At 71.9% G+C, this 19,425-nt stretch carries 23 protein-coding genes and 1 pseudogene; 12 read left to right on the top strand and 12 right to left on the bottom strand.

Going from position 1 to position 19,425, the window contains the following annotated elements:
* Positions 1-85 precede the first annotated feature (85 nt).
* From RKD20_RS42870 to RKD20_RS42860, 3 genes are read left to right on the top strand one after another with little or no spacing between them, the layout of a single operon-like run.
* On the top strand, positions 86-670 hold the full coding sequence (locus RKD20_RS42870; RefSeq protein ID WP_424882452.1) for a (2Fe-2S)-binding protein: 585 nt from the start codon (positions 86-88) through the stop codon (positions 668-670).
* Entirely contained in the window at positions 667-1,659 is a 993-nt protein-coding gene (locus tag RKD20_RS42865; protein WP_424882451.1) for an FAD binding domain-containing protein, read from the top strand. Before RKD20_RS42870 ends, RKD20_RS42865 begins: the two co-directional genes overlap by 4 nt.
* A 10-nt stretch (positions 1,660-1,669) precedes the next feature.
* A complete protein-coding gene (locus tag RKD20_RS42860; RefSeq protein WP_424882450.1) occupies positions 1,670-3,802 on the top strand; it encodes a xanthine dehydrogenase family protein molybdopterin-binding subunit in 2,133 nt (710 codons plus the stop codon).
* On the opposite strand, the gene RKD20_RS42855 is transcribed toward RKD20_RS42860, so the two are convergent.
* Positions 3,799-4,839 carry a hypothetical protein gene (locus RKD20_RS42855; protein WP_424882449.1) on the bottom strand — a complete coding sequence of 347 codons (1,041 nt, stop codon included), beginning with the start codon at positions 4,837-4,839 and terminating at the stop codon, positions 3,799-3,801. The two genes, RKD20_RS42860 and RKD20_RS42855, sit on opposite strands and share 4 nt — an antisense overlap.
* Before the next feature lie 211 nt (positions 4,840-5,050).
* On the opposite strand from RKD20_RS42855, the gene RKD20_RS42850 reads away from it, so the two are divergent.
* The 3 genes from RKD20_RS42850 to tgmB all read left to right on the top strand — a co-directional run bounded on the left by RKD20_RS42850 (position 5,051) and on the right by tgmB (position 6,680).
* Positions 5,051-5,365: a YkvA family protein gene (locus tag RKD20_RS42850; protein ID WP_424882448.1), complete on the top strand. Its 315-nt coding sequence runs from the start codon at positions 5,051-5,053 to the stop codon at positions 5,363-5,365.
* 132 nt (positions 5,366-5,497) lie between these two features.
* Positions 5,498-5,689, top strand: a complete 192-nt coding sequence (gene tgmA / locus RKD20_RS42845) for a putative ATP-grasp-modified RiPP (RefSeq protein WP_424882447.1) — start codon at positions 5,498-5,500, stop codon at positions 5,687-5,689.
* Positions 5,690-5,705: 16 nt separating this feature from the next.
* Positions 5,706-6,680, top strand: a complete 975-nt coding sequence (gene tgmB, locus RKD20_RS42840; protein WP_424882446.1) for an ATP-grasp ribosomal peptide maturase — start codon at positions 5,706-5,708, stop codon at positions 6,678-6,680.
* A 7-nt stretch (positions 6,681-6,687) separates the two neighbouring features.
* Here tgmB and RKD20_RS42835 read toward each other — a convergent pair whose 3' ends face one another.
* Together RKD20_RS42835 and RKD20_RS42830 are read right to left on the bottom strand one after the other, a co-directional pair.
* Positions 6,688-6,903 carry a hypothetical protein gene (locus tag RKD20_RS42835; RefSeq protein WP_020117276.1) on the bottom strand — a complete coding sequence of 72 codons (216 nt, stop codon included), beginning with the start codon at positions 6,901-6,903 and terminating at the stop codon, positions 6,688-6,690.
* A gap of 116 nt (positions 6,904-7,019) precedes the next feature.
* On the bottom strand, positions 7,020-7,475 hold the full coding sequence (locus tag RKD20_RS42830) for a hypothetical protein (protein ID WP_424882445.1): 456 nt from the start codon (positions 7,473-7,475) through the stop codon (positions 7,020-7,022).
* Positions 7,476-7,655: 180 nt separating this feature from the next.
* Between RKD20_RS42830 and RKD20_RS42825 the strand changes: the two genes are divergently transcribed.
* On the top strand, positions 7,656-8,630 hold the full coding sequence (locus RKD20_RS42825; protein ID WP_424882444.1) for a GlxA family transcriptional regulator: 975 nt from the start codon (positions 7,656-7,658) through the stop codon (positions 8,628-8,630).
* Positions 8,631-8,654: 24 nt separating this feature from the next.
* Here RKD20_RS42825 and RKD20_RS42820 read toward each other — a convergent pair whose 3' ends face one another.
* Positions 8,655-8,897, bottom strand: a complete 243-nt coding sequence (locus RKD20_RS42820; RefSeq protein WP_020117273.1) for a DUF5133 domain-containing protein — start codon at positions 8,895-8,897, stop codon at positions 8,655-8,657.
* 174 nt (positions 8,898-9,071) lie between these two features.
* Between RKD20_RS42820 and RKD20_RS42815 the strand changes: the two genes are divergently transcribed.
* Both RKD20_RS42815 and RKD20_RS42810 read left to right on the top strand, forming a co-directional pair.
* Positions 9,072-9,428 carry a hypothetical protein gene (locus RKD20_RS42815; RefSeq protein WP_424882443.1) on the top strand — a complete coding sequence of 119 codons (357 nt, stop codon included), beginning with the start codon at positions 9,072-9,074 and terminating at the stop codon, positions 9,426-9,428.
* Positions 9,429-9,492: 64 nt separating this feature from the next.
* The gene (locus tag RKD20_RS42810; RefSeq protein ID WP_424882442.1) at positions 9,493-9,720 is read left to right on the top strand and encodes a hypothetical protein; all 228 of its coding nucleotides are present in this window, start codon (positions 9,493-9,495) and stop codon (positions 9,718-9,720) included.
* A gap of 22 nt (positions 9,721-9,742) precedes the next feature.
* Here RKD20_RS42810 and RKD20_RS42805 read toward each other — a convergent pair whose 3' ends face one another.
* The 3 genes from RKD20_RS42805 to RKD20_RS42795 form a co-directional block, all read right to left on the bottom strand.
* On the bottom strand, positions 9,743-11,509 hold the full coding sequence (locus RKD20_RS42805; protein ID WP_424882441.1) for an ABC transporter ATP-binding protein: 1,767 nt from the start codon (positions 11,507-11,509) through the stop codon (positions 9,743-9,745).
* A gap of 88 nt (positions 11,510-11,597) precedes the next feature.
* Positions 11,598-12,140 carry a hypothetical protein gene (locus RKD20_RS42800; protein ID WP_424882440.1) on the bottom strand — a complete coding sequence of 181 codons (543 nt, stop codon included), beginning with the start codon at positions 12,138-12,140 and terminating at the stop codon, positions 11,598-11,600.
* 28 nt (positions 12,141-12,168) lie between these two features.
* A complete protein-coding gene (locus tag RKD20_RS42795; protein WP_424882439.1) occupies positions 12,169-12,720 on the bottom strand; it encodes an ATP-binding protein in 552 nt (183 codons plus the stop codon).
* Between the two features lie 208 nt (positions 12,721-12,928).
* Between RKD20_RS42795 and RKD20_RS42790 the strand changes: the two genes are divergently transcribed.
* Both RKD20_RS42790 and RKD20_RS42785 read left to right on the top strand, forming a co-directional pair.
* Positions 12,929-13,159, top strand: coding sequence for a DUF397 domain-containing protein (locus tag RKD20_RS42790; protein WP_424882438.1), 231 nt, complete (start codon positions 12,929-12,931; stop codon positions 13,157-13,159).
* Positions 13,160-13,289: 130 nt separating this feature from the next.
* The gene (locus RKD20_RS42785) at positions 13,290-14,207 is read left to right on the top strand and encodes a helix-turn-helix domain-containing protein (protein ID WP_424882437.1); all 918 of its coding nucleotides are present in this window, start codon (positions 13,290-13,292) and stop codon (positions 14,205-14,207) included.
* A 14-nt stretch (positions 14,208-14,221) separates the two neighbouring features.
* Here RKD20_RS42785 and RKD20_RS42780 read toward each other — a convergent pair.
* From RKD20_RS42780 to RKD20_RS42770, 3 genes and pseudogenes are all read right to left on the bottom strand, one after another.
* Positions 14,222-14,744 (bottom strand): annotated as a pseudogene (locus RKD20_RS42780) (hypothetical protein).
* Positions 14,745-14,801: 57 nt separating this feature from the next.
* Positions 14,802-15,620, bottom strand: a complete 819-nt coding sequence (locus tag RKD20_RS42775; protein ID WP_424882436.1) for an SAM-dependent methyltransferase — start codon at positions 15,618-15,620, stop codon at positions 14,802-14,804.
* A gap of 102 nt (positions 15,621-15,722) precedes the next feature.
* Positions 15,723-16,580, bottom strand: a complete 858-nt coding sequence (locus tag RKD20_RS42770) for an aldo/keto reductase (protein WP_424882435.1) — start codon at positions 16,578-16,580, stop codon at positions 15,723-15,725.
* Between the two features lie 259 nt (positions 16,581-16,839).
* Here RKD20_RS42770 and RKD20_RS42765 point away from each other — a divergent pair, with 259 nt between their 5' ends.
* Positions 16,840-17,739, top strand: coding sequence for a Gfo/Idh/MocA family protein (locus RKD20_RS42765; protein WP_424882434.1), 900 nt, complete (start codon positions 16,840-16,842; stop codon positions 17,737-17,739).
* Positions 17,740-18,008: 269 nt separating this feature from the next.
* Here RKD20_RS42765 and RKD20_RS42760 read toward each other — a convergent pair whose 3' ends face one another.
* Together RKD20_RS42760 and RKD20_RS42755 are read right to left on the bottom strand one after the other, a co-directional pair.
* Positions 18,009-18,245, bottom strand: coding sequence for a hypothetical protein (locus RKD20_RS42760; RefSeq protein WP_424882433.1), 237 nt, complete (start codon positions 18,243-18,245; stop codon positions 18,009-18,011).
* A gap of 157 nt (positions 18,246-18,402) precedes the next feature.
* A complete protein-coding gene (locus RKD20_RS42755) occupies positions 18,403-19,299 on the bottom strand; it encodes a GNAT family N-acetyltransferase (RefSeq protein WP_424882432.1) in 897 nt (298 codons plus the stop codon).
* Between the last annotated feature and the right edge of the window lie 126 nt (positions 19,300-19,425).

Raw genomic sequence — 19,425 nt, 5'->3', positions numbered from 1 at the left:
CCGGGGTGACAGGAGGTGTCGGAGGGCCGACCGTGGATACGCGGTGGGGACAGCTCATCGGTTCGTCCGGAAGGTCACCTTCATCATGAGCCGCGAGAACAGCGACAGTGCCACCTGCTCCGGGACGACGCTCACGGTCAACGGCAAACCCCACACCCTACTGGTCGACCACCGGCGCGTCCTGCTCGACGTACTGCGCGAGGACCTGGAGCTGTGGGGTGCCAGGAAGGGCTGCGACCACGGGCAGTGCGGGGCCTGCACGGTCCTGGTGGACGGGCGCCGGGTCAACAGCTGCCTGCTGCTCGCGGTCGCCCTGGACGGCAGCGAGGTGCGTACTGTCGAGGGCCTCGGCGGCGACGGGGGCGAGCTGCATCCCCTCCAGCAGGCCTTCCTGGACCGTGACGCCTTCCAGTGCGGCTACTGCACCCCCGGCCAGCTCTGCTCGGTGATCGGCATGCTCGACGAGGCGGCGGCGGGCCACCCCTCGCGCGTCACCGGCGACACGCCCGACGGCGGTCCCGAAACCGGCCGTCCCCAACCGGACCGTTCCGCATCCGGCGGTCCCGTACCGCTGGACCGGGACGAGATCCGCGAACGGCTCAACGGCAACCTGTGCCGCTGCGGCGCCTATCCACGCATCGTCGACGCGGTCGAGGACGTGATCCGGTGAAGACCTTCGACTACGTACGGGCCGGCAGCCCCGAAGAGGCGGCGGAGCTCTTCGCCGCCCGGCCCGGCGCCCGCTATCTCGGCGGCGGCACCAACCTGGTCGACCTGATGAAGCTCGGCGTCGAACGGCCGGACGTGCTCGTCGACGTCAGCCGACTCCCCCTGGACGAGGTCGAGGAGCTCCCGGACGGCGCACTGCGCGTCGGCGCGACGGTCCGCAACAGCGACCTGGCGGCCCATCCGGCCGTCCGCGCCCGCTACCCCGCCCTCTCCCAGGCCCTGCTGGCGGGCGCCTCGGGCCAGCTGCGCAACGCGGCCACCACGGCCGGCAACCTGCTCCAGCGCACCCGCTGCCCGTACTTCCAGGACGTCTCCAAACCGTGCAACAAGCGGGCGCCGGGCAGCGGTTGCGGGGCACGCGAGGGCGTGCCCCGGGACCACGCGGTACTCGGACACTCCCCGCACTGCATCGCCACGCACCCCTCCGACATGGCGGTCGCGCTCGCCGCGCTGGACGCCCAAGTCGAGGTGTACGGCACCGAGGGCGCCCGGAGCCTACCCGTGGCCGACTTCCACCGGCTGCCGGGGGCCCATCCGGAGCGGGACACCGAGCTCCGCCCCGGCGAACTCGTCACCGGGGTGCTGCTGCCGGCGGCCTCGGCCGGGCTGCCGTCCGCCTATCGCAAGGCCAGGGACCGGGCGTCCTACTCCTTCGCCCTCGCCTCGGTGGCCGCCGTGGTGCGGGTGACGGACGGGGTGGTCGACCATGCCGGGATCGCCTTCGGCGCGCTGGCGCACCGGCCGTGGCGGGCCCGCCGGGCCGAGCAGGCGCTGGTGGGCGCCGCGCCCACGGCGGCCGCGTTCGAACACGCGGTCGACCTGGAACTCTCCGCCGCCGAGCCGTTGCGGGACAACGCCTTCAAAGTGCCCCTGGCGCGCTCGCTCGCCCTGGATGTCCTGACCCGGCTCACCGCGGCCGCCAGGACCTGAGGAGGACGCCATGGACGCCACCACCCGGGGCACGACCGCTCCTGCCTCCTCGCCCGCGCTGGGCGCTTCCGTCGAGCGCCGCGAAGGGCGCGAGAAGGTCACCGGCACCGCCCGCTACGCAGCCGAACAGCCCTGTCCCGGCCGTACGCACGCCTGGCCGGTGCCCGCCTCGATCGCCCGGGGACGGGTCACCGGCATCGACACCTCGGCCGCCCTGGAGGTGCCCGGGGTCCTGGCCGTGCTCACCCACGAGAACGCGCCGGAACTGTCCGAGCCGGACGACGCCACGCTCGCCGTGCTGCGCGACTCCCGTGTCCCGCACCGCGGTTGGTTCGTCGCCCTGGTGGTGGGCGAGACCCTGGAGGCCGCCCGCGCGGGTGCCGCCGCCGTCCGCGTCGACTACTCCGTCGAGGGCCACGACGTCACCCTGAGCTCCACCCACCCGGGCGCGTACGCGCCCGAGCAGGCCAACGACGGATACCCGGGGACCCGTGAACACGGCGACCCCGAGGGCGCGTTCGCGTCCGCCCCGGTCCGGATCGACACCGACTACCGGGTGCCCCCGCTGCACAACCACCCGCTGGAACCGCACGCGACGACGGCCGAGTGGCGCGACGGCCGGCTCACGGTGCACACCTCCACCCAGGGCGCCACGACCGTACGTACCGTCCTGGCCGGCCTGTTCGGCATCCCGGAGGATCACGTCACCGTCCGCGCCGAGCACGTGGGCGGCGGTTTCGGGTCCAAGGGCACGCCCCGTCCCGACGTGGTGCTCGCCGCGATGGCGGCCCGGCACACCGGACGGCCGGTCACCCTGGCGTTCCCCCGCCGCTTCATGCCCGCCGTCGTCGGACACCGCGCCCCCACCCTGCACCGGCTGCGCCTCGGGGCCCATCCCGACGGACGGCTCGCCTCCCTGATCCACGAGGTCACCACCCACACCTCGCGCGTCAAGGAGTTCGTGGAGCAGGCCGCGGTGCCCGCACGCGTGATGTACGCCGCCCCCGACTCCCGTACGGCGCACCGCGTGGTGCCCCTCGACGTGCCCACCCCGTCCTGGATGCGGGCCCCGGGCGAGGCGCCCGGCATGTACGCGCTGGAGTCGGCCATGGACGAGCTGGCCACCGAACTGGGCATGGATCCGGTGGAGTTGAGGGTCGTCAACGAGCCGGACACCGAACCCGACAGCGGCAAACCCTTCAGCAGCAGGCACCTGGTCGAGTGTCTGCGCGAGGGCGCCCGGCGCTTCGGCTGGGCCGGGCGGGACCCGCGACCGCGCTCCCGCGCCGAGGGCCCGCTGCTGGTGGGCTCGGGGGTGGCGGCCGCCACGTACCCCGTGCTGGTCCATCCGTCCACAGCGGCGGCGCGGGCCCTGCCCGACGGGACGTTCCTGGTAGGGATCAACGCCGCCGACATCGGCACGGGTGCCCGGACCGTACTCGCGCAGATCGCCGCGGACGCGCTCGGCGTGCCCGTGGACCGGGTGCGGACCGAGGTGGGCAGCAGCGACCTGCCCGCAGCCTCACTGGCCGGCGGCTCGTCGGGCACCGCCTCCTGGGGCTGGGCGGTGCACGAGGCCTGCGTCCGGGTCGCGGAGCGCCTGGCCGAAGGGCCGCTGCCCGCGGAGGGGATCGAGGTCCGCGCCGACACGGCCGGCCGGGCCGACGCCGACAGCCCGTTCGCCCGGCACGCCTTCGGCGCCCACTTCGCGGAGGTCGCCGTCGACACGGTCACCGGGGAGACCCGGGTCCGCCGTCTGCTGGGGGTGTATGCCGCCGGACACATCCTCAACTCCCGTACGGCGCGCTCCCAGTTCGTCGGCGGCATGACCATGGGGCTCGGCATGGCGCTCACCGAGGGCAGCACGATGGACGCCGCGTTCGGCGACTTCGCCGAATCCGACCTGGCCGCGTACCACGTGCCCACGCACGCCGACGTGCCCGACATCGAGGCGCACTGGATCGACGAGGACGACACCCGCCTCAACCCCATGGGCAGCAAGGGCATCGGCGAGATCGGCATCGTGGGGACGGCGGCCGCGATCGGCAACGCCGTCTTCCACGCGACCGGCGTGCGCCTGCGCGAGCTGCCCCTCACACCGGACCGCGTACTGAGCGGCCTCCGCGGGAGGGGCGGCTCCTAGGACAGAGGGGCGGCTCCTGGGCCAGGGGCCGGCGGGGCGTCGGCCGCCTTTCGGATGGCCTCCGCCGTCCGCCGTTCCGCCAGGACGCGTTCCGGCGACGGCGGCGTGGCGAGCTGCACCACGAGGGCGGTCAGGGCGGCCAGCGACGCGCCCACGGCCACCGTCCCCACGAGCCAGGCCCGCGCCAACGGCAGCTCCAGGACCCGGGAGAGCCCGGCCGAGCGGAACCGCCCGTCGAGCAACTGACCCGCGGCCACCGCCGCCGGTACGGCGACCGCGAGGGCCAGGACCGGAACGACGGGGCGCACCAGCAGCAGGGCGAGCAGGACGCACAGGACCGACACCCCGAGCGCGAACCCGTACACCTGCATGGATGCCCCGTCCCGGTGCGCGGGGAAGCACACGACACCGCAGACCAGCAGGGCCAGGGCGGCGATCCTGCTCGGCCAGGCCGGTGCCCTTCGGGTCGGCCTCGACGCGGGCGGATGCGGCGGCGGGGCCGGATAGGCATCCGCCCCCGGCATCTCCGGTTCGGACCGCCCCTCCTCGTCGTACAACTCGTGCTCCTCGAACAGCGGCTGCGGGGGTTCCTCCGTCGCCAGGCGTCCGATGAGCTCGACGAGTTCCTCGACGGGCCGTCCGGTCACTGCCGCGCGCACCGCCTCCTGCGCGCAGTGGGGACGCAGTTCGGACCGGTTCAGCAGGGCCACCAGACGGGTCACGTCCTCCACGGGACGGGACTCGGCGGCGGCCCGGATCGCCTCGTCGGCGCTGTCCGCGTCCCGCGGTGGCCGGGTCAGCAGGGAGACGAGCCGGGTGACGTCCTCCACCGACCGGTCCACGCCGACGGCACGGAGGGCCGCGACGGTGGCCTGCGCGTACTCGGGAGACTGTTCCAGCAGGGTGATCAGGTGGACGACGTCCTCCAGGGGACGGTCGGCCACGGCGGCACGCACCAGGTCGCCAACGGGATCGCCGTACGACCGGTCCATCGGTATGGCAGGTTCGTTCGGGTGAGCTGTCGGGCCGGTGGTCATGCTCTGCTCCAGACAAAGAGTGCGGTCACTCCTACGCGCCCCCGTCGTGCGCCCGCGACATTGCGATGCCCCATTCGTAAGCGGGTACCCGACGGCATGCCACTCGGATGAGCCACGGGTGTGAGGGCGGCCCCGGTGAGCCATAGGGCGACCGGATGCGGGAATCCGTCAGAGAGCGGGCCGTTCGGCGCCCGGAGGAGGAGGTCGGCCCGTGGATTCGACCACAGCACTGATCGTCGTCGTGGTGCTCGCGGCGCTGGCGCTGGCGGTGGCCGTGGGGCTGCTCGTACGGCTCGTGAGAACCCGCCGCGGTCTGCGGCGGGCGGGACTTCCCACCGGGCCCCGCTGGGTCTTCTGGGGTGCCCTGTTGTACTTCGTCCTGCCCACGGATCTGGTGCCGGATCCGGTGTACCTCGACGACATCGGTGTTCTGCTGCTCGCCCTGCGCACCCTGCGCGGTTCCCCGGCCGACCGGGCCGCCCTGCGGCTCGACGAGCGGGACCCGGAGGCCTCCCGCCGACCCTGATTACGCAGGGTAAGGAAACCAATCACTCGTTCGATTCGTATAAGTCTCTGGAAGCCGAAGGAAGTCGGCTGACCTGACGGCGTCGTGGGGTGACGTCCGTCCGGGAGAGGCAGTACCGGCGAGGGAGAGACGATGCAACCGTTCGCGCTCAACTACGCACGTCCGGCAGCGACGTCGGAGGCGACCACTCCGTACGCCTACGACTCCGGCATGCAGTTGAACGTGCTCATGGACGGCCGGGTCGCGGCCCGCGACCACGCGCTGATGAGGGAACTGGGGACCACCACGAGCACGGCGGGCTCCAAAACACACTTCGACGACTGAACACGGCCGACTGTCGATGACCGTGTTGATTCTTACCTGCGAAGAGGACGTGACGGCCGACATGGTCGTGGTGCACCTCAACGCCACGGGGGTACCGGTGGTCCGGCTGGACCCGGCCGACCTGACCGACGGGGTCGCGCTGTCCGGGGAGTACGTGCACGGCGGCTTCCGCGGCCATCTGTCGGCCGGCGGCCGTCTGGTGGGCATCTCCGGGCTGCGCTCGATCTGGGTCCGCCGCCCCGGCATCCCCGCGGCGCGGGCGGCCGCGCCCTCGGAGTGGCTGACCGAGGAGTCCGCCCAGGCGCTGTACGGCATGCTCCGGGGCAGTGACGCCCGCTGGATGAACCATCCGGACGCGGCCCGCCGGGCCCGTCACAAGCCCTGGCAGCTGCGGCTCGCCCAGCGCTGCGGCCTGCCCGTCCCGGCCACGATCGTGACGACGTTCCCGCAGGCCGCCCGGGAGTTCGCCGAGCGCTATCCCGACCTGGTGGTCAAGCCGGTCTCCGGGGCGCACCCGCAGGACCCGCCGCGGGCGGTGCCGACCAGCCGGGTCGCCCCGGACGCCGATTTCGCGGCCGTCGCGTTCGGCCCGACCCTGCTGCAACGGCGGGTGGCCAAACAGGCCGACATACGCCTGACCGTCGTGGGCGAGACGATGCTGGCCGCCCGGAAGGCAGCGGGCGCGGACGACGAGGTGGACGTCCGTTTCACCCCCTCCACATCTCCGTGGCAGCCCGCCGACGTCCCGCCACGGGTGGCCACGGCCGTCCGGGACTATCTCCGGGCGGCCGAACTGGCTTATGGGGCCTTCGACTTCGCCGAGGACGGCGACGGGACCTGGTGGTTCCTGGAATGCAACCAGTCGGGGCAGTTCGGCTTCGTGGAGGTGGAGACGGGCCAGCCGATCGCGCGCAGCATCGCGGAATGGCTGGCCCGGCCCGGTCCGGACCCGCGCTCCCGTGCCAACGGCGCCGACACCGCGGTGTCCTGAGACCGGATCAGTAGGGCCGCGGGGCTGCGGGCGGCAGGGCGGGCACCCATCCCTGCCCGGGCGAGGCCGGGCGCTCGGGGACGGGCGGGGGCATGAAGGACTGCAGCGGCCGCATGACGTACTCCAGTTCCCTGCGTACGCGCTCGGCCTCCCTGCGGGCTAGAGCGGGGACGTCGCCGCGCTCGGCGACGAGTCGGTCGTAGATGGGGGAATCCTGGAACACCCGTCAACGCGCCTTTCGTTTTCGCGGGCCCACGCGCATGGGCACGGCTGACGAGTCTAGGCGCCTCCACGTACCGACGTGCGAATTCCGAGTCGGGCTTGACGGCCCGCGGGGGGTCATGCGCCGGTGGTGGACCCCGGACGGACGATCATCAGGATGGTCACGGTCGCCCACAGAAGGTTGAAAATGCCCGTGAACATGGCCAGTTGGGCGGTGGCGCGGTGTTCGACGCTCCCCTGTCCGGTCAACTCCTCGAGGAGTTCGCTCTGCCGGGGAAGGACGAAGGCGGCGAGAACTCCCGCGGCCGCGGCCGTGAGAGCCATGGACGTGGTCAGCCAGGCGTCGCCCAGGACGCCCATCGCGGCTGCGGTGGCGATGCCTAGGACGGGGACCGCGATGCCGATGCCCGCGTAGACGCGGCAGATGCGGTGCAGCAGCCGTACCGTGCCGACGCCCGCCTCCTCCGCGTGGGCCCGGCGGGCCGCGGGCGGGAACATGCTGGCCGCGACGGTCACCGGTCCCACGGCGACGATGGCGACGAGGACGTGCAGGGCCAGCAGGAACTTGGTCATGGGGTGGCGTGTCCTTCTCCGGTGCGGTCGGCGGTGCCCGTCCACGCTAGGTACCCGCCGGGTGATCACACAGAGGCTGAAACGACAGCTTCCAACGGATTCCCGCCAACGCGTCCGACAGGGAGTTCCGCCTGATCCCGGGGTCGTGGCCATGGCGGGAATCCACCTATCGTGGCGGTCATGCACTCCGTGGCGATCCTGGTTCTCGACGACGTGGTGCCGTTCGACATGGCGGCGCCCATGCAGGTGTTCGACTGGACGCGGCTGCCCGACGGGCGCCCCGCCTACCGGGTCCGGCTGTGTGCCGAGTCGCCGGAGGTCCGTGCGGACGGCGGTTTCACCCTGCGGGTCGAGCACGGCCTCGAAGCCCTCACGGAGGCGGACACGATCGTCGTGCCGGGATGCTCCCCGGTGGCCGGACCGCCCTCTCCGCGCGTCCTGGCGGCGCTGCGGGAGGCCGCGGCGGCCGGCACCCGGATCGCGTCCGTGTGCGTGGGCGCGTTCGTGCTGGCGGAGGCAGGGCTCCTGGACGGGCTGCGCGCCACCACGCACTGGGTGGCCGCGGACGACCTGGCGCGCCGCTTCCCCGCCGTCGAGGTCCAGCCGGACGTGCTGTACGTCGACAACGGGCAGATCCTGACCTCCGCGGGTGCGGCCGCGGCCCTCGACATGTGCCTGCACATGATCCGCCGGGACCTGGGCTCGGCGGTCGCCGCGCATGCCGCCCGGATGTCGGTGATGCCACTCGAACGGGAGGGCGGACAGGCCCAGTTCATCGTGTACGACCACCCGCCCGTGCCCCGTGGTTCGACGCTGGAGCCGGTCCTGGAGTGGGTCGAGGACAACCTGGCCCACGAGATCACCCTCGGGGCGATGGCGGCCCGTTCGGGGATGAGCGAGCGCACCTTCAGCCGCCGTTTCCGCGAGCAGACCGGCAGCACGCCGCTGCAGTGGCTGCTCCGGGCCCGGGTACGGCGGGCCCAGTACCTGCTGGAGAACACCGGTCACCCGGTCGAGCGGATCGCGCGGCAGGCGGGGTTCGGCTCCCCCACGGCCTTCAGGGAACGCTTCCGCCGGGTCGTCGGCACGACCCCGCAGGCGTACCGCGCGGCCTTCCACGCGAAGGACGCGGTCCCGGCGGCGGCACGCTCCTGACCGCCCGCCGGGTCCGGCGTGGCGTCAACCGGCCAGCGGCAGGCTGCTCTCCCCGTCCGGGTCCGCGCATCCGGCGGCCGGCAGCAGGGCGTCGGCCCTGGCGACCGCTTCACGGACATCGTCGGTGCCCATCATCACGCACAGTGTGTAACTGACGTCCTCCAGCTCACGAGCCGTCGACGGCCTGTCCCTCTCCGCCTGGGCGATCCTCAGTGACGCGTAGCGGGTCAGCAGGGTTCTGACGGCCTTCGGGTCCGGAATGAGCACGAAGCGCCCCTCTCTCGAATTTTTCGCTGCGTATGCCCCCTCCGCACCGGCCCAATCCCATCCGCCGCTCCCCGGCACGCGATTGGCGCAATACCGTGCGGGCGGACCCGCTTCCCCAAGGGCCGCAAACCGTTGAACAAGGGGCATCCCTCGCACAGTGAACGGTATACGCCCATGAACCGCTCCGCAGGTCTCCTCAGCGCCCTCTATCTCGCGACGAGCACCGGACTCGCCTGGACAGCGGTCCTCGCGCTGCGCTCCGGCCCGCCGTGGGCCGTGTGTCTGTTCGCCGCCGCGAGCCTGGTCCCGGTCATCGCCGTCGTGCGCGAGAGCGTGCTCTGCGACCAGCGGCGCGCTCTGGCCGAAACGCGCAGGCGCGTCGCCGTCCCCGAAGGACCGGGCGCGGGAGCCGCCGACGACATCGTCCGCGCCGAACTCGACACCGCGTGCTGCGAACGCTGGTGGACGAGCTGCGGCACCGACCACGACTCGACATGCCCCCGCCGGGTGCCGAAAAGCAGCGCGGCCTGACACCCAGCAACCACACCGGGCGCACGGCCGCCGACGACACCGTCCGCCCCGAACCCGACACCACATGCCGCCAACACCGGTGCACGACCCGCGACCACAACTCGACGCGCCCCCGCAGAATGCCGAAAAGCAGCGCGCCCTGACACCCAGCAACCACACCGGGTACGGGGCCGCCGACGACACCGTGCGCGCCGAACCCGACACCGCGTGCTGCGAACGCTGGTGGACGAGCTGCGGCACCGGCCACGACACGACATGCCCCCGCCGGGTGCCGAAAAGCAGCGCGGCCTGACGCCCGGCAGGCGGGCCGGGGTTCAGGCGAGCTGTCCGGCGTGCAGCGCGGTGTAGGCGCCGCCGCGGCGCAGGAGTTCCTCGTGGGTGCCGGTCTCCAGGATCCGGCCCTCCCCCATCACCACGATCCGGTCGGCGCGCCGCACGGTCGACAGCCGGTGCGCGACCACGAAGGTCGTCCGTCCGTGCAGCAGCCGGGCGAGCGCCTGCTGGACGAGCGCCTCGGAGCGGGTGTCCAGGGCCGAGGTCGCCTCGTCGAGGACCAGCACCCGCGGGTCGCGGATCAGAGCCCGCGCGATGGCCAGGCGCTGGCGCTGCCCGCCCGACAGCCGGGCTCCGCGCTCGCCGACCAGGGTGTCCAGGCCCTGCGGCAGCCGGTCGACGAACTCCAGCGCGTTCGCGTCGCGCAGCGCCGCGCGTACGGTCTGTTCGTCGGCGTCGTCCATGCCGTAGGCGACGTTGTCGCGGATCGTGCCGTCGAACAGGACGGACTCCTGCGGTACGACGGACAGGAAGCGCCGATAGGTGCGCAGGTCGAGGGTGTTCATGTCGGTCCCGTCGAGCAGCAGCCGTCCCGAGGTGGGCCGGATGAAGCCGATGACGAGGTTGAGGACGGTGGACTTGCCCGCGCCCGACGCGCCGACCAGGGCGATGGTCTCCCCGGGGTCGACCGAGAGGGTGAAGTCCCGCACGGCGGACCGCCCGGCCTCGTACGAGTGACCCACACCCCGGAACTCGACGGCCCCGCCCACCGAGTCGACCCTGGCCTTGCCCTCGTTGTCCTCCAGTTCAGGGGCCTGGAGCACCTCACCGACGGAACGGACGGACTCCAGGCCCTTGGTGATGACCGGGGCGAGCCCCGCGAGCGTCGTCGTGGAGTTGGTGAGCGTGGTCAGGAACGCGCTCAGCATCACGACGTCGCCCGCGGTCACACCCCAGACGCCGTAGTACGACACCAGCGCGGCCCCGGCGAGGACCAGCACGCCGACCACGTTGAGCACGACCCAGGCCAGCGAGCCGAAGCGGCCGTTGACGAGGTCGAGGCGCATCCCGGAGGTCAGCAGCCGGCGCAGGGTGCCGTCCATGCGGCGCAGCGCCTTGCCCTCCAGGCCGTGGGCGCGGGTGACCGGGATGAGGCGGGTCATCTCGGTGACCTGGGACGAGAGGGTCTCGACCTCGTGCCGGAAGTGCTCGTTGTGGGTGCGCAGCCGGGCCCTGAGGCGGGCCACGACGAGGGCCCCGGCGGGCACCACGACGAGGAAGACCGGCACGAACTCCGGTGTCCGTACGGCGATGATGGCCAGTCCGCCGATCAGCACCGTGGTCGCGCCGAGGCCGGTCTCCGCGGTCTGCTGCACCATCTGTTCGACCGTCTCGACGTCCCGCACGACCTTGGCCTGGAGCACACCGGCGCTCACCCGGGAGTGGTAGCCGATGGACAGCTGTTGCATTCGGATGCACAGGGCGGAGCGCAGGGTGGTGCCCATGCGGCGGACGCTGCCGTACAGGAGGCGGACGTAGAGGAGGTGCAGGGGGTAGTTGATCAGCAGGATGAACAGGATGACGCCGGTGCTCGTCCAGAGGCGGGTGACCGGCTGGTGCTGGACGACGGTGTCGATGATGGACGCGGTGATCAGGGGCAGCAGCCAGATCGGGCTGTGTTTGACGGTGAACACCGCGACGGCCCCGGCCAGTCGGCGGCGGTCGGCGCGCAGCAGATAGGCGAGAGTGCGGATGGGGTGTTCGCCCCGGTAGCGATGGTCGAGCGGTCTTTCCAGCGACGACGCCATCGTCGGTGGTCCTTCCGGTTGCCGAGTCGAGGGCAAGCGCTTTCTGCCCCTCGTCGGCAAGGAGTACACCAGGTGGCGGCGAGCACTCCTACTCGTCCAGAGTGCGGGCGAGCTCCGTGGTGGCGTGGGCGATCTCGCTGTCGTCGTCGGCCATCAGCCGGCTGAGGACGCCGCTCTTGGCACGGACGGCCTGACGGGCCCGGCGCTCCCACACCACGGGGTTCTCACGGTGGTTGAGCAGCTTGGGGTAGACGGCCGCCGTGCTCTCCCACTGGCGGGCGCCGGCGATGCTCCTGAGCAGCTGGATGATCTCCGCCCGGCAGGTCACCTGGGGCAGTTGGGCCAGCTCCCAGAGGAAGGGGACCGTGGCGGCGGTGGCCTGCTCGACGACGAAGCCGTACTGGCAGATGCGACTGCGCAGGTCGCCGAGTGCGGCGCCGGCGGTCTCGCGGTCCCCCCAGGCCACGCTGTTGAGGAGCAGGGGGATGGCCGCGGCGCAGCCGGTGGAGTCCTGGATCTCGCCCCAGGGCACCCGGCTCAGCGCCGCGAGCGGCGTGGTCCGCGCCACCCCGGTCGTGGGAACGGGGCAGCTGGTGCGCTCGTTGCTCGGCTGGTCCGGAGCGGTGCGCATGGCGTGAAACCTTTCCGCGGCGGTCATGTCAGGGAGGAGGAGTGGTCGACAGCTTGGCCCAGACGGTCTTGCCGGCCGGGGGCCGTGAGGTCCAGCCCCACTCCTGGGCCAGGGCGTCGACGATGTACAGGCCCCGGCCGTGCTCCCGCAGGGCGGTGACATCGCAGGGCGTGTACGCGGGCGGCTCGTCACCGGGGTCGGAGACGGTCACCAGCAGATGGGTGGGGTCGAAGGACAACCCCAGCCACACCTCGGCCGAACCTCCCGGCGCGGGCCGGAGCACCGCGTGGGCCACGGCGTTGGCCGCCAGCTCGGTGATCACGAGGGTGGCGTCATCGCTGCGGTGGTCCAGGGACCAGCAGCTGAGCGTCTCGCGGGTGAAAGCACGGGCCCGGGCGAACCCCTCCGCGCTGCAACTGATGAGCAGCGCGGCGGAGACGACGGGGTCGAGCCCCGACGGTCGCCGCTGTGCGCCGGCGGCACCCGGGCGCCGCAGGGTCTCACCGGCCGGGCCCGCATCACCCACCTCCGGCACAGCCTGGCTCGGCGGCCGGAGCACGTGGTTCGCAGGTGACGACACGGCATCTCCTTGATGCGACGTCAAGACGGGGCGCAACCGCGGGGGTTGACGCCGGAGCTATTATCCACGCTGAAGGCGCCCGCGTGCAATTGCACGAGAAATTGCGCGAACGACGGATGGGGCCACGGAGGTTGCCGTGGCGCCCCTGACCGTCCCGCACGGCCGGGCACAGCGCCCGGCACAGAACGTGAACAGCAAGGAGACTGCAGTGCCAGCAGTGCAGAACGGAGTGCGGGCGAGTTCGCTCGACGCCCGCTGGGTCAAGAGCCGTCACAGCAACGCCGAGGGCAACTGCGTCGAAGTGGCCTCACTGATCGACGGCTGTGTCGCGCTGCGCAACTCCCGTGATCCCGACGGTCCCGCGCTGGTCTACACGCCGGCCGAGGTCGCGGCGTTCCTCGCCGGCGCGAAGGACGGGGAGTTCGACCACCTTCTGTGAGTGCCGGGGGCCCGGGGGCGACGGCGGCCCGAACTCCCGGGCCGTCACCGGCATCTACGGAATGGTGCGTCACGGCCACGCTGCGTGCGATAGTGTGAGTCGTCTCTGTGCCGCTTTACTGGGAGTCAGGATGTCAGCCGCGTCCCATCGCACCTCCCGCCTGGAACCGTATCTGGACCGCACCGAGCCGGCTCCCACGCTGCTGAAGATGCTGGTCGGCGTGCAGTTGGCGGGTTTCCGCGAGGATGCCGGGTACGCTCAGGACCAGGCGGCGCGGGCCCTCGGGTTCAGCCCGGCGAAGCTGTCCCGTATCGAGTCGGGCAAGGGCCGCAAGCCTCCGTCGGAGAGCGACGTCCGTGCCATCCTGGAGCTGTACGGCACCGAGGACTACGAGGCCTCGGTGCTCCTCAAGCTGCTCCAGCGCGCCGGCGACCCGGGCTGGTGGCAGCGGTACGACAAGCGGCTGATGCCCGAGTGGTTCGACCGGCTGGTCGGCCTCCAGGAGGCGGCCGCGGCCATCCGTACCTTCGAGATCCAGTACGTCCCCGGCCTGTTGCAGACCCCGGACTACACGCGTGCGGTCGTGCAGCGGGGGCTGCCGCACGCGGCGGCGAGCGAAGTGTCGCGCCGCGTCGAACTGCGCATGCGGCGCGCGCAGTTGCTGCTGCGCGAGGACGCACCGCAGCTGTGGGCGGTGATCGACGAGTCCGTGCTGCTGCGGGTGCTGGGCAGCCGGGAGGTCATGCGGGCACAGCTGGCCCACCTCGTCGAGATGGCCCAGCGCCCCAATGTGACGGTGCAGGTCATCCCCCTGGACGTGACGAACGCCTCCGCCCCGGCCATTCCGATCACGTATCTGCGCTTCGGCGGGCTCGACCTGCCGGACGTCGTCTACCTGGAGCACATCAAGAGCGCCAACTTCCTGGAGGACCGGGACGAGACGGAGGAGTACCGGCTCGCCCTGGACCGGCTGGCGGACGACGCGCTCGAACCCCGGGCCTCGCTGCAGCTGTTGGAACAGACGATGGAGCAGCGGTACGGCGGCTGAAGGGCCCCGGTCGATCAGTCGTCACGGCCGAACAGGCCCGTCCACAGGACCGGTTCGCCGAAGCAGTGGGACTCGGGCGTGCAGGCGAGACCGCCCTCGAGCCGCCCCTGTCCGTTGAAGTCCGCATCGGACAGTTCGGATCCCACCGCCCCCTCGGCGAAACAGGCGACGCCGAAGCGGCCGCCGGGCGCGAGGTGCCGTTCGAGGAGTGCCAGATAGCTGATTCGGCGGTGCGGCGGCAGATGGTGGAAGCAGCCGGAGTCGTAGATCAGTTCGTAGGTGCCGAGGAGTCCGCTGCCCGACAGGGCGAAGGCGTCACCGCACGGGAAGCGGATATCGGCCACGGCCCGGCCCGCAGCCGAGAGCGAGGCCGCGGCCGGTGCTGACGAGGCCGCGGTCGAGGTACGACACCAGGTTCTCGTCCGGCTTCGCCACGAAGAAGGGCACCGGCCTGGAGCGGTCCGCGTAGAAGCCGTCCCACCAGGAACGTCGACCTGGGGAGCGAAGGACCCGGATCTTGCCCGCTGCCGACGACACGCGTACGCCCCCGGCGCGGGACCTTCGCGGTGGCGCCTGGGGCGTTCGTGGGCCGGGTCAGACGATGCGGGCGACGCCGCCGAACTCGATCCACTCGTGCGTGAGTTGACGAGGGGCCACCTCGGTGTCGGGACGCCAGGTGGAGACCTCCACAAGACCCGGTTCGAGGACCTCCAGGCCCTCGAACCACTCGGCGACGTCCTTCTCCTGGCGCACCCGGCCCCAGTGGCCCTGGGTCGCCTGGTCCATGAAGTTGGTGACGAAGTCCCGGACCTCGGGGTCCTCGCTGACGAGCTGGCACATCACCATGAAGCTGCCGGGCGCGAGCCGCTCGCGCACCCGGCGGGCCAGAGCGGCCGGACCGTCCGTCTCGCTGTCGGGGATGCAGTGCATGACCGAGTTGAACAGCACGGCGACGGGCTGCGAGAAGTCGATCAGCCGCTGGGTGTCCCCGTGGGCGAAGATCGCGTCGGTCTCCCGCATGTCCGCGTGGATGACGGCGGTCCGCTCGTCCTGCTCCAGCAGCGCGCGGCCGTGGACGAGGACCATCGGGTCGTTGTCGACGTAGACCACATGTGTGGTGGGGTCGATGCGCTGGGCGACCTGGTGGACGTTGTCCTGGGTGGGCAGGCCGGAACCGTGGTCCAGGTACTGCCGGATGCCGAACTCCGTCGAGAGGGTCCGCACCACCCGCTGCAGGAAGTGCCGGTTGTTGACGGCGAGCCTGCGGGTGCTCGGGACGACCTTGTCGAGTTCCTCGCAGGCCGCCCGGTCGGCCGCGTAGTTGTCCTTGCCGCCGAGGTAGTGGTCGTACATGCGCGCGGCCGTGGGTACCGAGGCGTCGATCGACGTGGACAGGTTCTTTCCGGTGCTCATCTTTCCCCCAGCTTGTGCCGCCAACTGGCCCGGCAGGACAGGGAGTCCATCCTAGGGACACCGCGATCGCCGGTGCCAGTCCGCATGTGGGCGGACGAGGAGTCAGGCGGCGTCCAGCTCCGCGAGTTCGTCCTCGGCGAGCACGAGATCGGCCGCGGCGAGCGAGTCGCGGATCGTCTCGGGGCGGCTCGCGCCCGGGATCGGCACGACCACCGGCGACTTGGCGAGCATCCACGCCAGGCAGACCTGCTGCGGGCTCACCCCGTGCTTGTCGGCGATCCGTGCGAACGGGGCGTGCGCCGAACCCAGTTCACCCGCCCGGGAGATGCCGCCGAGGGGGCTCCAGGGCAGGAAGGCGATGCCGAGTTCGTCGCACAGGCGCAGTTCCGGCTCGCTGGAGCGGAAGGCCGGGGAGAACTGGTTCTGCACGGAGACCAGCCGGCCGCCGAGGACCTCGTTGGCGAGCCGGATCTGGTCGGGGTTCGCGTTGGAGATGCCCGCCCGGAGGATCTTGCCCTCGTCGAGGAGGTCGCGCACCGCGCCGACCGACTCCTCGTAGGGGACCCGGGGGTCGGGGCGGTGGAACTGGTAGAGCCCGATCGCCTCCACACCGAGCCGGCTCAGCGAGGCCTCGCAGGCCTCCTTGAGGTGGCGGGGGCTGCCGTCGAGCGTCCAGCTGCCGTCCCCGGGGCGCAGATGCCCGCCCTTCGTGGCGACGAGGACGTCACCGCCCCGGTCGTGGGAGGCGAGGGCCTTGGCGATCAGGGTCTCGTTGTGACCGACCTCGTCGGCGTCCCGATGGTAGGCGTCGGCGGTGTCGATCAGGGTCACGTCCGCGTCGATCGCGGCGTGGATGGTGGCGATGGAGCGTTCCTCGTCCGGTCGTCCCTCGATGGACATGGGCATCCCGCCCAGACCGATCGAGCTCACTTCGACATCACCGATACGGCGGGTGTGCATGACCTTGGACCTCTTTCGCCTGTCACGCGGATCTGGGCTCTCCTCAGCCTGGCCGCCGCACCCACCGAGGTCCAATAGAAGAACGAGAACGCATTCAGCGACGGGACTGCTGAATCCCGGACCGTGCCACCCCTCGTCGACCGGCCGGCGAGACGGGGTTGCGTGTCCGCACTGTCGGTGTGACACCCTCACCTCGACCGGGCAGATGGTCCAGACCGGTCATCGTGAGGTTCGGCAGTACGGCGAGAGAGGCGACGGCATGCGCATCGGACTGCTCGGCACCGGCCCCTGGGCCAGGATGGCCCACGCCCCCGCGCTCGGCGCGCATCCGGAGCTGGATTTCGTCGGAGTGTGGGGGCGTCGCGCGGAGGCCGCCAAGGAGCTGGCCGACGAGCACGGCACACGCGCGTACGACGACGTCGACGCGTTGTTCGCCGACGTGGACGCCGTCGCCGTGGCCCTGCCTCCGGCCGTGCAGGCCGGGCTCGCGGCACGGGCCGCACGGGCGGGCTGCCATCTGCTGCTGGACAAGCCCCTCGCGACGACCGTCGAGCAGGGACGGGCGGTGGTCGAAGCGGTCCGGGAGGCCGGGGTCGCCTCGGTGGTCTTCTTCACCTCGCGCTTCCTCGCCGAGACCGAGGCGTGGATCGGTGAACAGGCGGGCGTGGAGGGCTGGTTCACGGGGCGGGCCGAATGGCTCGGGTCGGTGTTCACCGAGGAGAGCCCGTTCGCCGACTCGCCCTGGCGGCAGGAGAAGGGCGCCCTGTGGGACGTGGGTCCGCACGCCCTCTCGGTGCTGCTGCCGGTGCTGGGCGAGGTCCGTGAGGTGGCGGCGGCCGCGCACGGTCCCGGTGACACCGTCCATCTGGTCCTCCGGCACACCGGCGGCGCGTCGAGCACCCTGACCCTGAGCCTCACGGCTCCGCCCGCGGCCGCGGGAGCCGGCGTCGAACTCCGGGGCACGGGCGGAGTCGCCCTGCTCCCGGAGTCCTCCGAGGGTGTCGTACCGGCCGTGCTCCGAGCCGCCGACGGCCTGCTCACCGCCGCCCGCACCGGCCGGCCCCACCCGTGCGACGCCGCGTTCGGACTGCGGGTCACCGAGATCCTCGTCGAGGCGGAGACCCTGCTGGACCGCGGAACCGCGGCGACCCCGGCGTAGACACCGACCGACGCCCTGCCTGAAGGCGGGTCACCAGGGATGCCTCGGATGCTGGGCAGCGGTCCGTGGCCCGCTGTGCGTGCCGGGACAGGTCACCAATGAGTTCTGGCCCGTCTCCTCGGCAACGAGGATTAGGCGCAGACGCCGTACCCGCCGAACGAGCGACGAGACCGACCCGCCCGCCGACGAGTACCGCCCGCCGACGCGCCGACAGCAGCGAATAGCCCAACGCCCGGGCCAACTGCGGGTCGGGTGCAGCCGCGTGCTCGCTACACGGTGTGGCGGACCACCTTCTTCACTGCAAGCTCCACGCCGGCCCGCACCGCGCCCTGCTCCTGCGCATGCACGGTGACCGCGCCCCGGACGTCTTGGGCCAGGTCACGCCATACCTGCCACGCGGTCTCGTAGGCGGGAGGGTCACCTTTGCTGCGCAGGGCTTGGACAGTCGCGTGCGCCTGGTCGGCGGCGCGTTGCTTCTCCACGAGTTCTTCGAAGGTGTGTGCCACGTAAGGACCTTAAGCCGTACACGACTGGTCCGCCCCGCGCCATGCGCGCGCCTGCTCCTCTATTGGGCCGTCGCCGCTCGCGCCCTGCCACCCGCCCCGAGCAGACGTTCACCCGGACGACCGGCATGGCACCCGGCACCGACAGCCGGACCTGGGCTCAGGCCGTGCGCGACGGCCAGTAGTTCAGGCGTTCCCGGACGACGGGATAGCCCGCCTTGGCGAAGTTCGCGGCCATGGGGAAGTTCCCCTGGTCCGTGGCGCCGGTGACGAACTCGGCGCCCTGCTGGACCAGGTAGTGGGTGCACTCGGCGAGCAGGTCGTAGGCGTAGCCGTGTCCGCGATGTTCCGGCACGACCCCGATGAACCCGACGCAGGGTCCCGACGGGTTGTGCAGCGGAATGTGGACCCCGGCCGGCTCGCCCTGCGGGGTGTACCCGATCTGCCACCACTCGCGGGGCGAGGGGCACCAGTGGAAGAAGTCGAGTTCCTCCTGGGCGGCCCGGTCGAGTCCGCCCTCCTCAATGGCCTTGAGGGAGTGCGCGTCGAGCGTGGCGGAGTGGATGCGGCGCAGCAGGTCGAAGAAGACCGCGTCATCCGGCTCGGGCCGGAACTCCAGGCGTCCGGGCCGCTCGGGCAGCCCGTGCTCCGGCGTCCACCGGTACAGGTACCGCTCGACCAGAAGTTCGTGTCCGGCCTTCTGGACGGCGGTGAAGCGGGCCTCGGCGGCGGCCCGCAGCCGGGGGTCCTCGCGCCAGCCCGCGGGCAGGTTCATCTCCAGCTCGACCTGCCAGGGCGCGGAGCGCAGGAGTTCGGCACCGGCCTCCTCCTCCCCTTCGGCAACGTCGAACCAGTTGATGTTGAGGGGTGAGGTGTCGTCGGGGCCGCCCCACCAGGCGCCGCGTGCCACGACCTCGCCGTCGCGCAGGGCGACGCGCTTCCAGTCGGGGCGGTGTCGGGTGAGCCGGTGGGCCTCACGGGCGCCGAGAGGGTCGGGAAGGGCGTCGAAGAGATGGGCTGTGCGCTCGTCGAGCGCACGGATGACCAGATCGGTCATGGGTGGATTCCTCCGGGATGCGTACTGCGGGGAGCGCTCCCGGTCAGACGAGGCACGCCGGGACGACGGAAAGGGAGCGCGGGACGGTCGTGAACTGCATGGCACTCGCCTCCTTCCGCTGGTCTC

It is taken from the genome of Streptomyces sp. SLBN-8D4, from assembly GCF_049739545.1.
GTDB classification, from domain to species: domain Bacteria; phylum Actinomycetota; class Actinomycetes; order Streptomycetales; family Streptomycetaceae; genus Streptomyces; species Streptomyces canus_C.
Note: the sequence above shows the minus strand (reverse complement) of the source record. Positions and strands in the feature narration are given on the sequence as shown.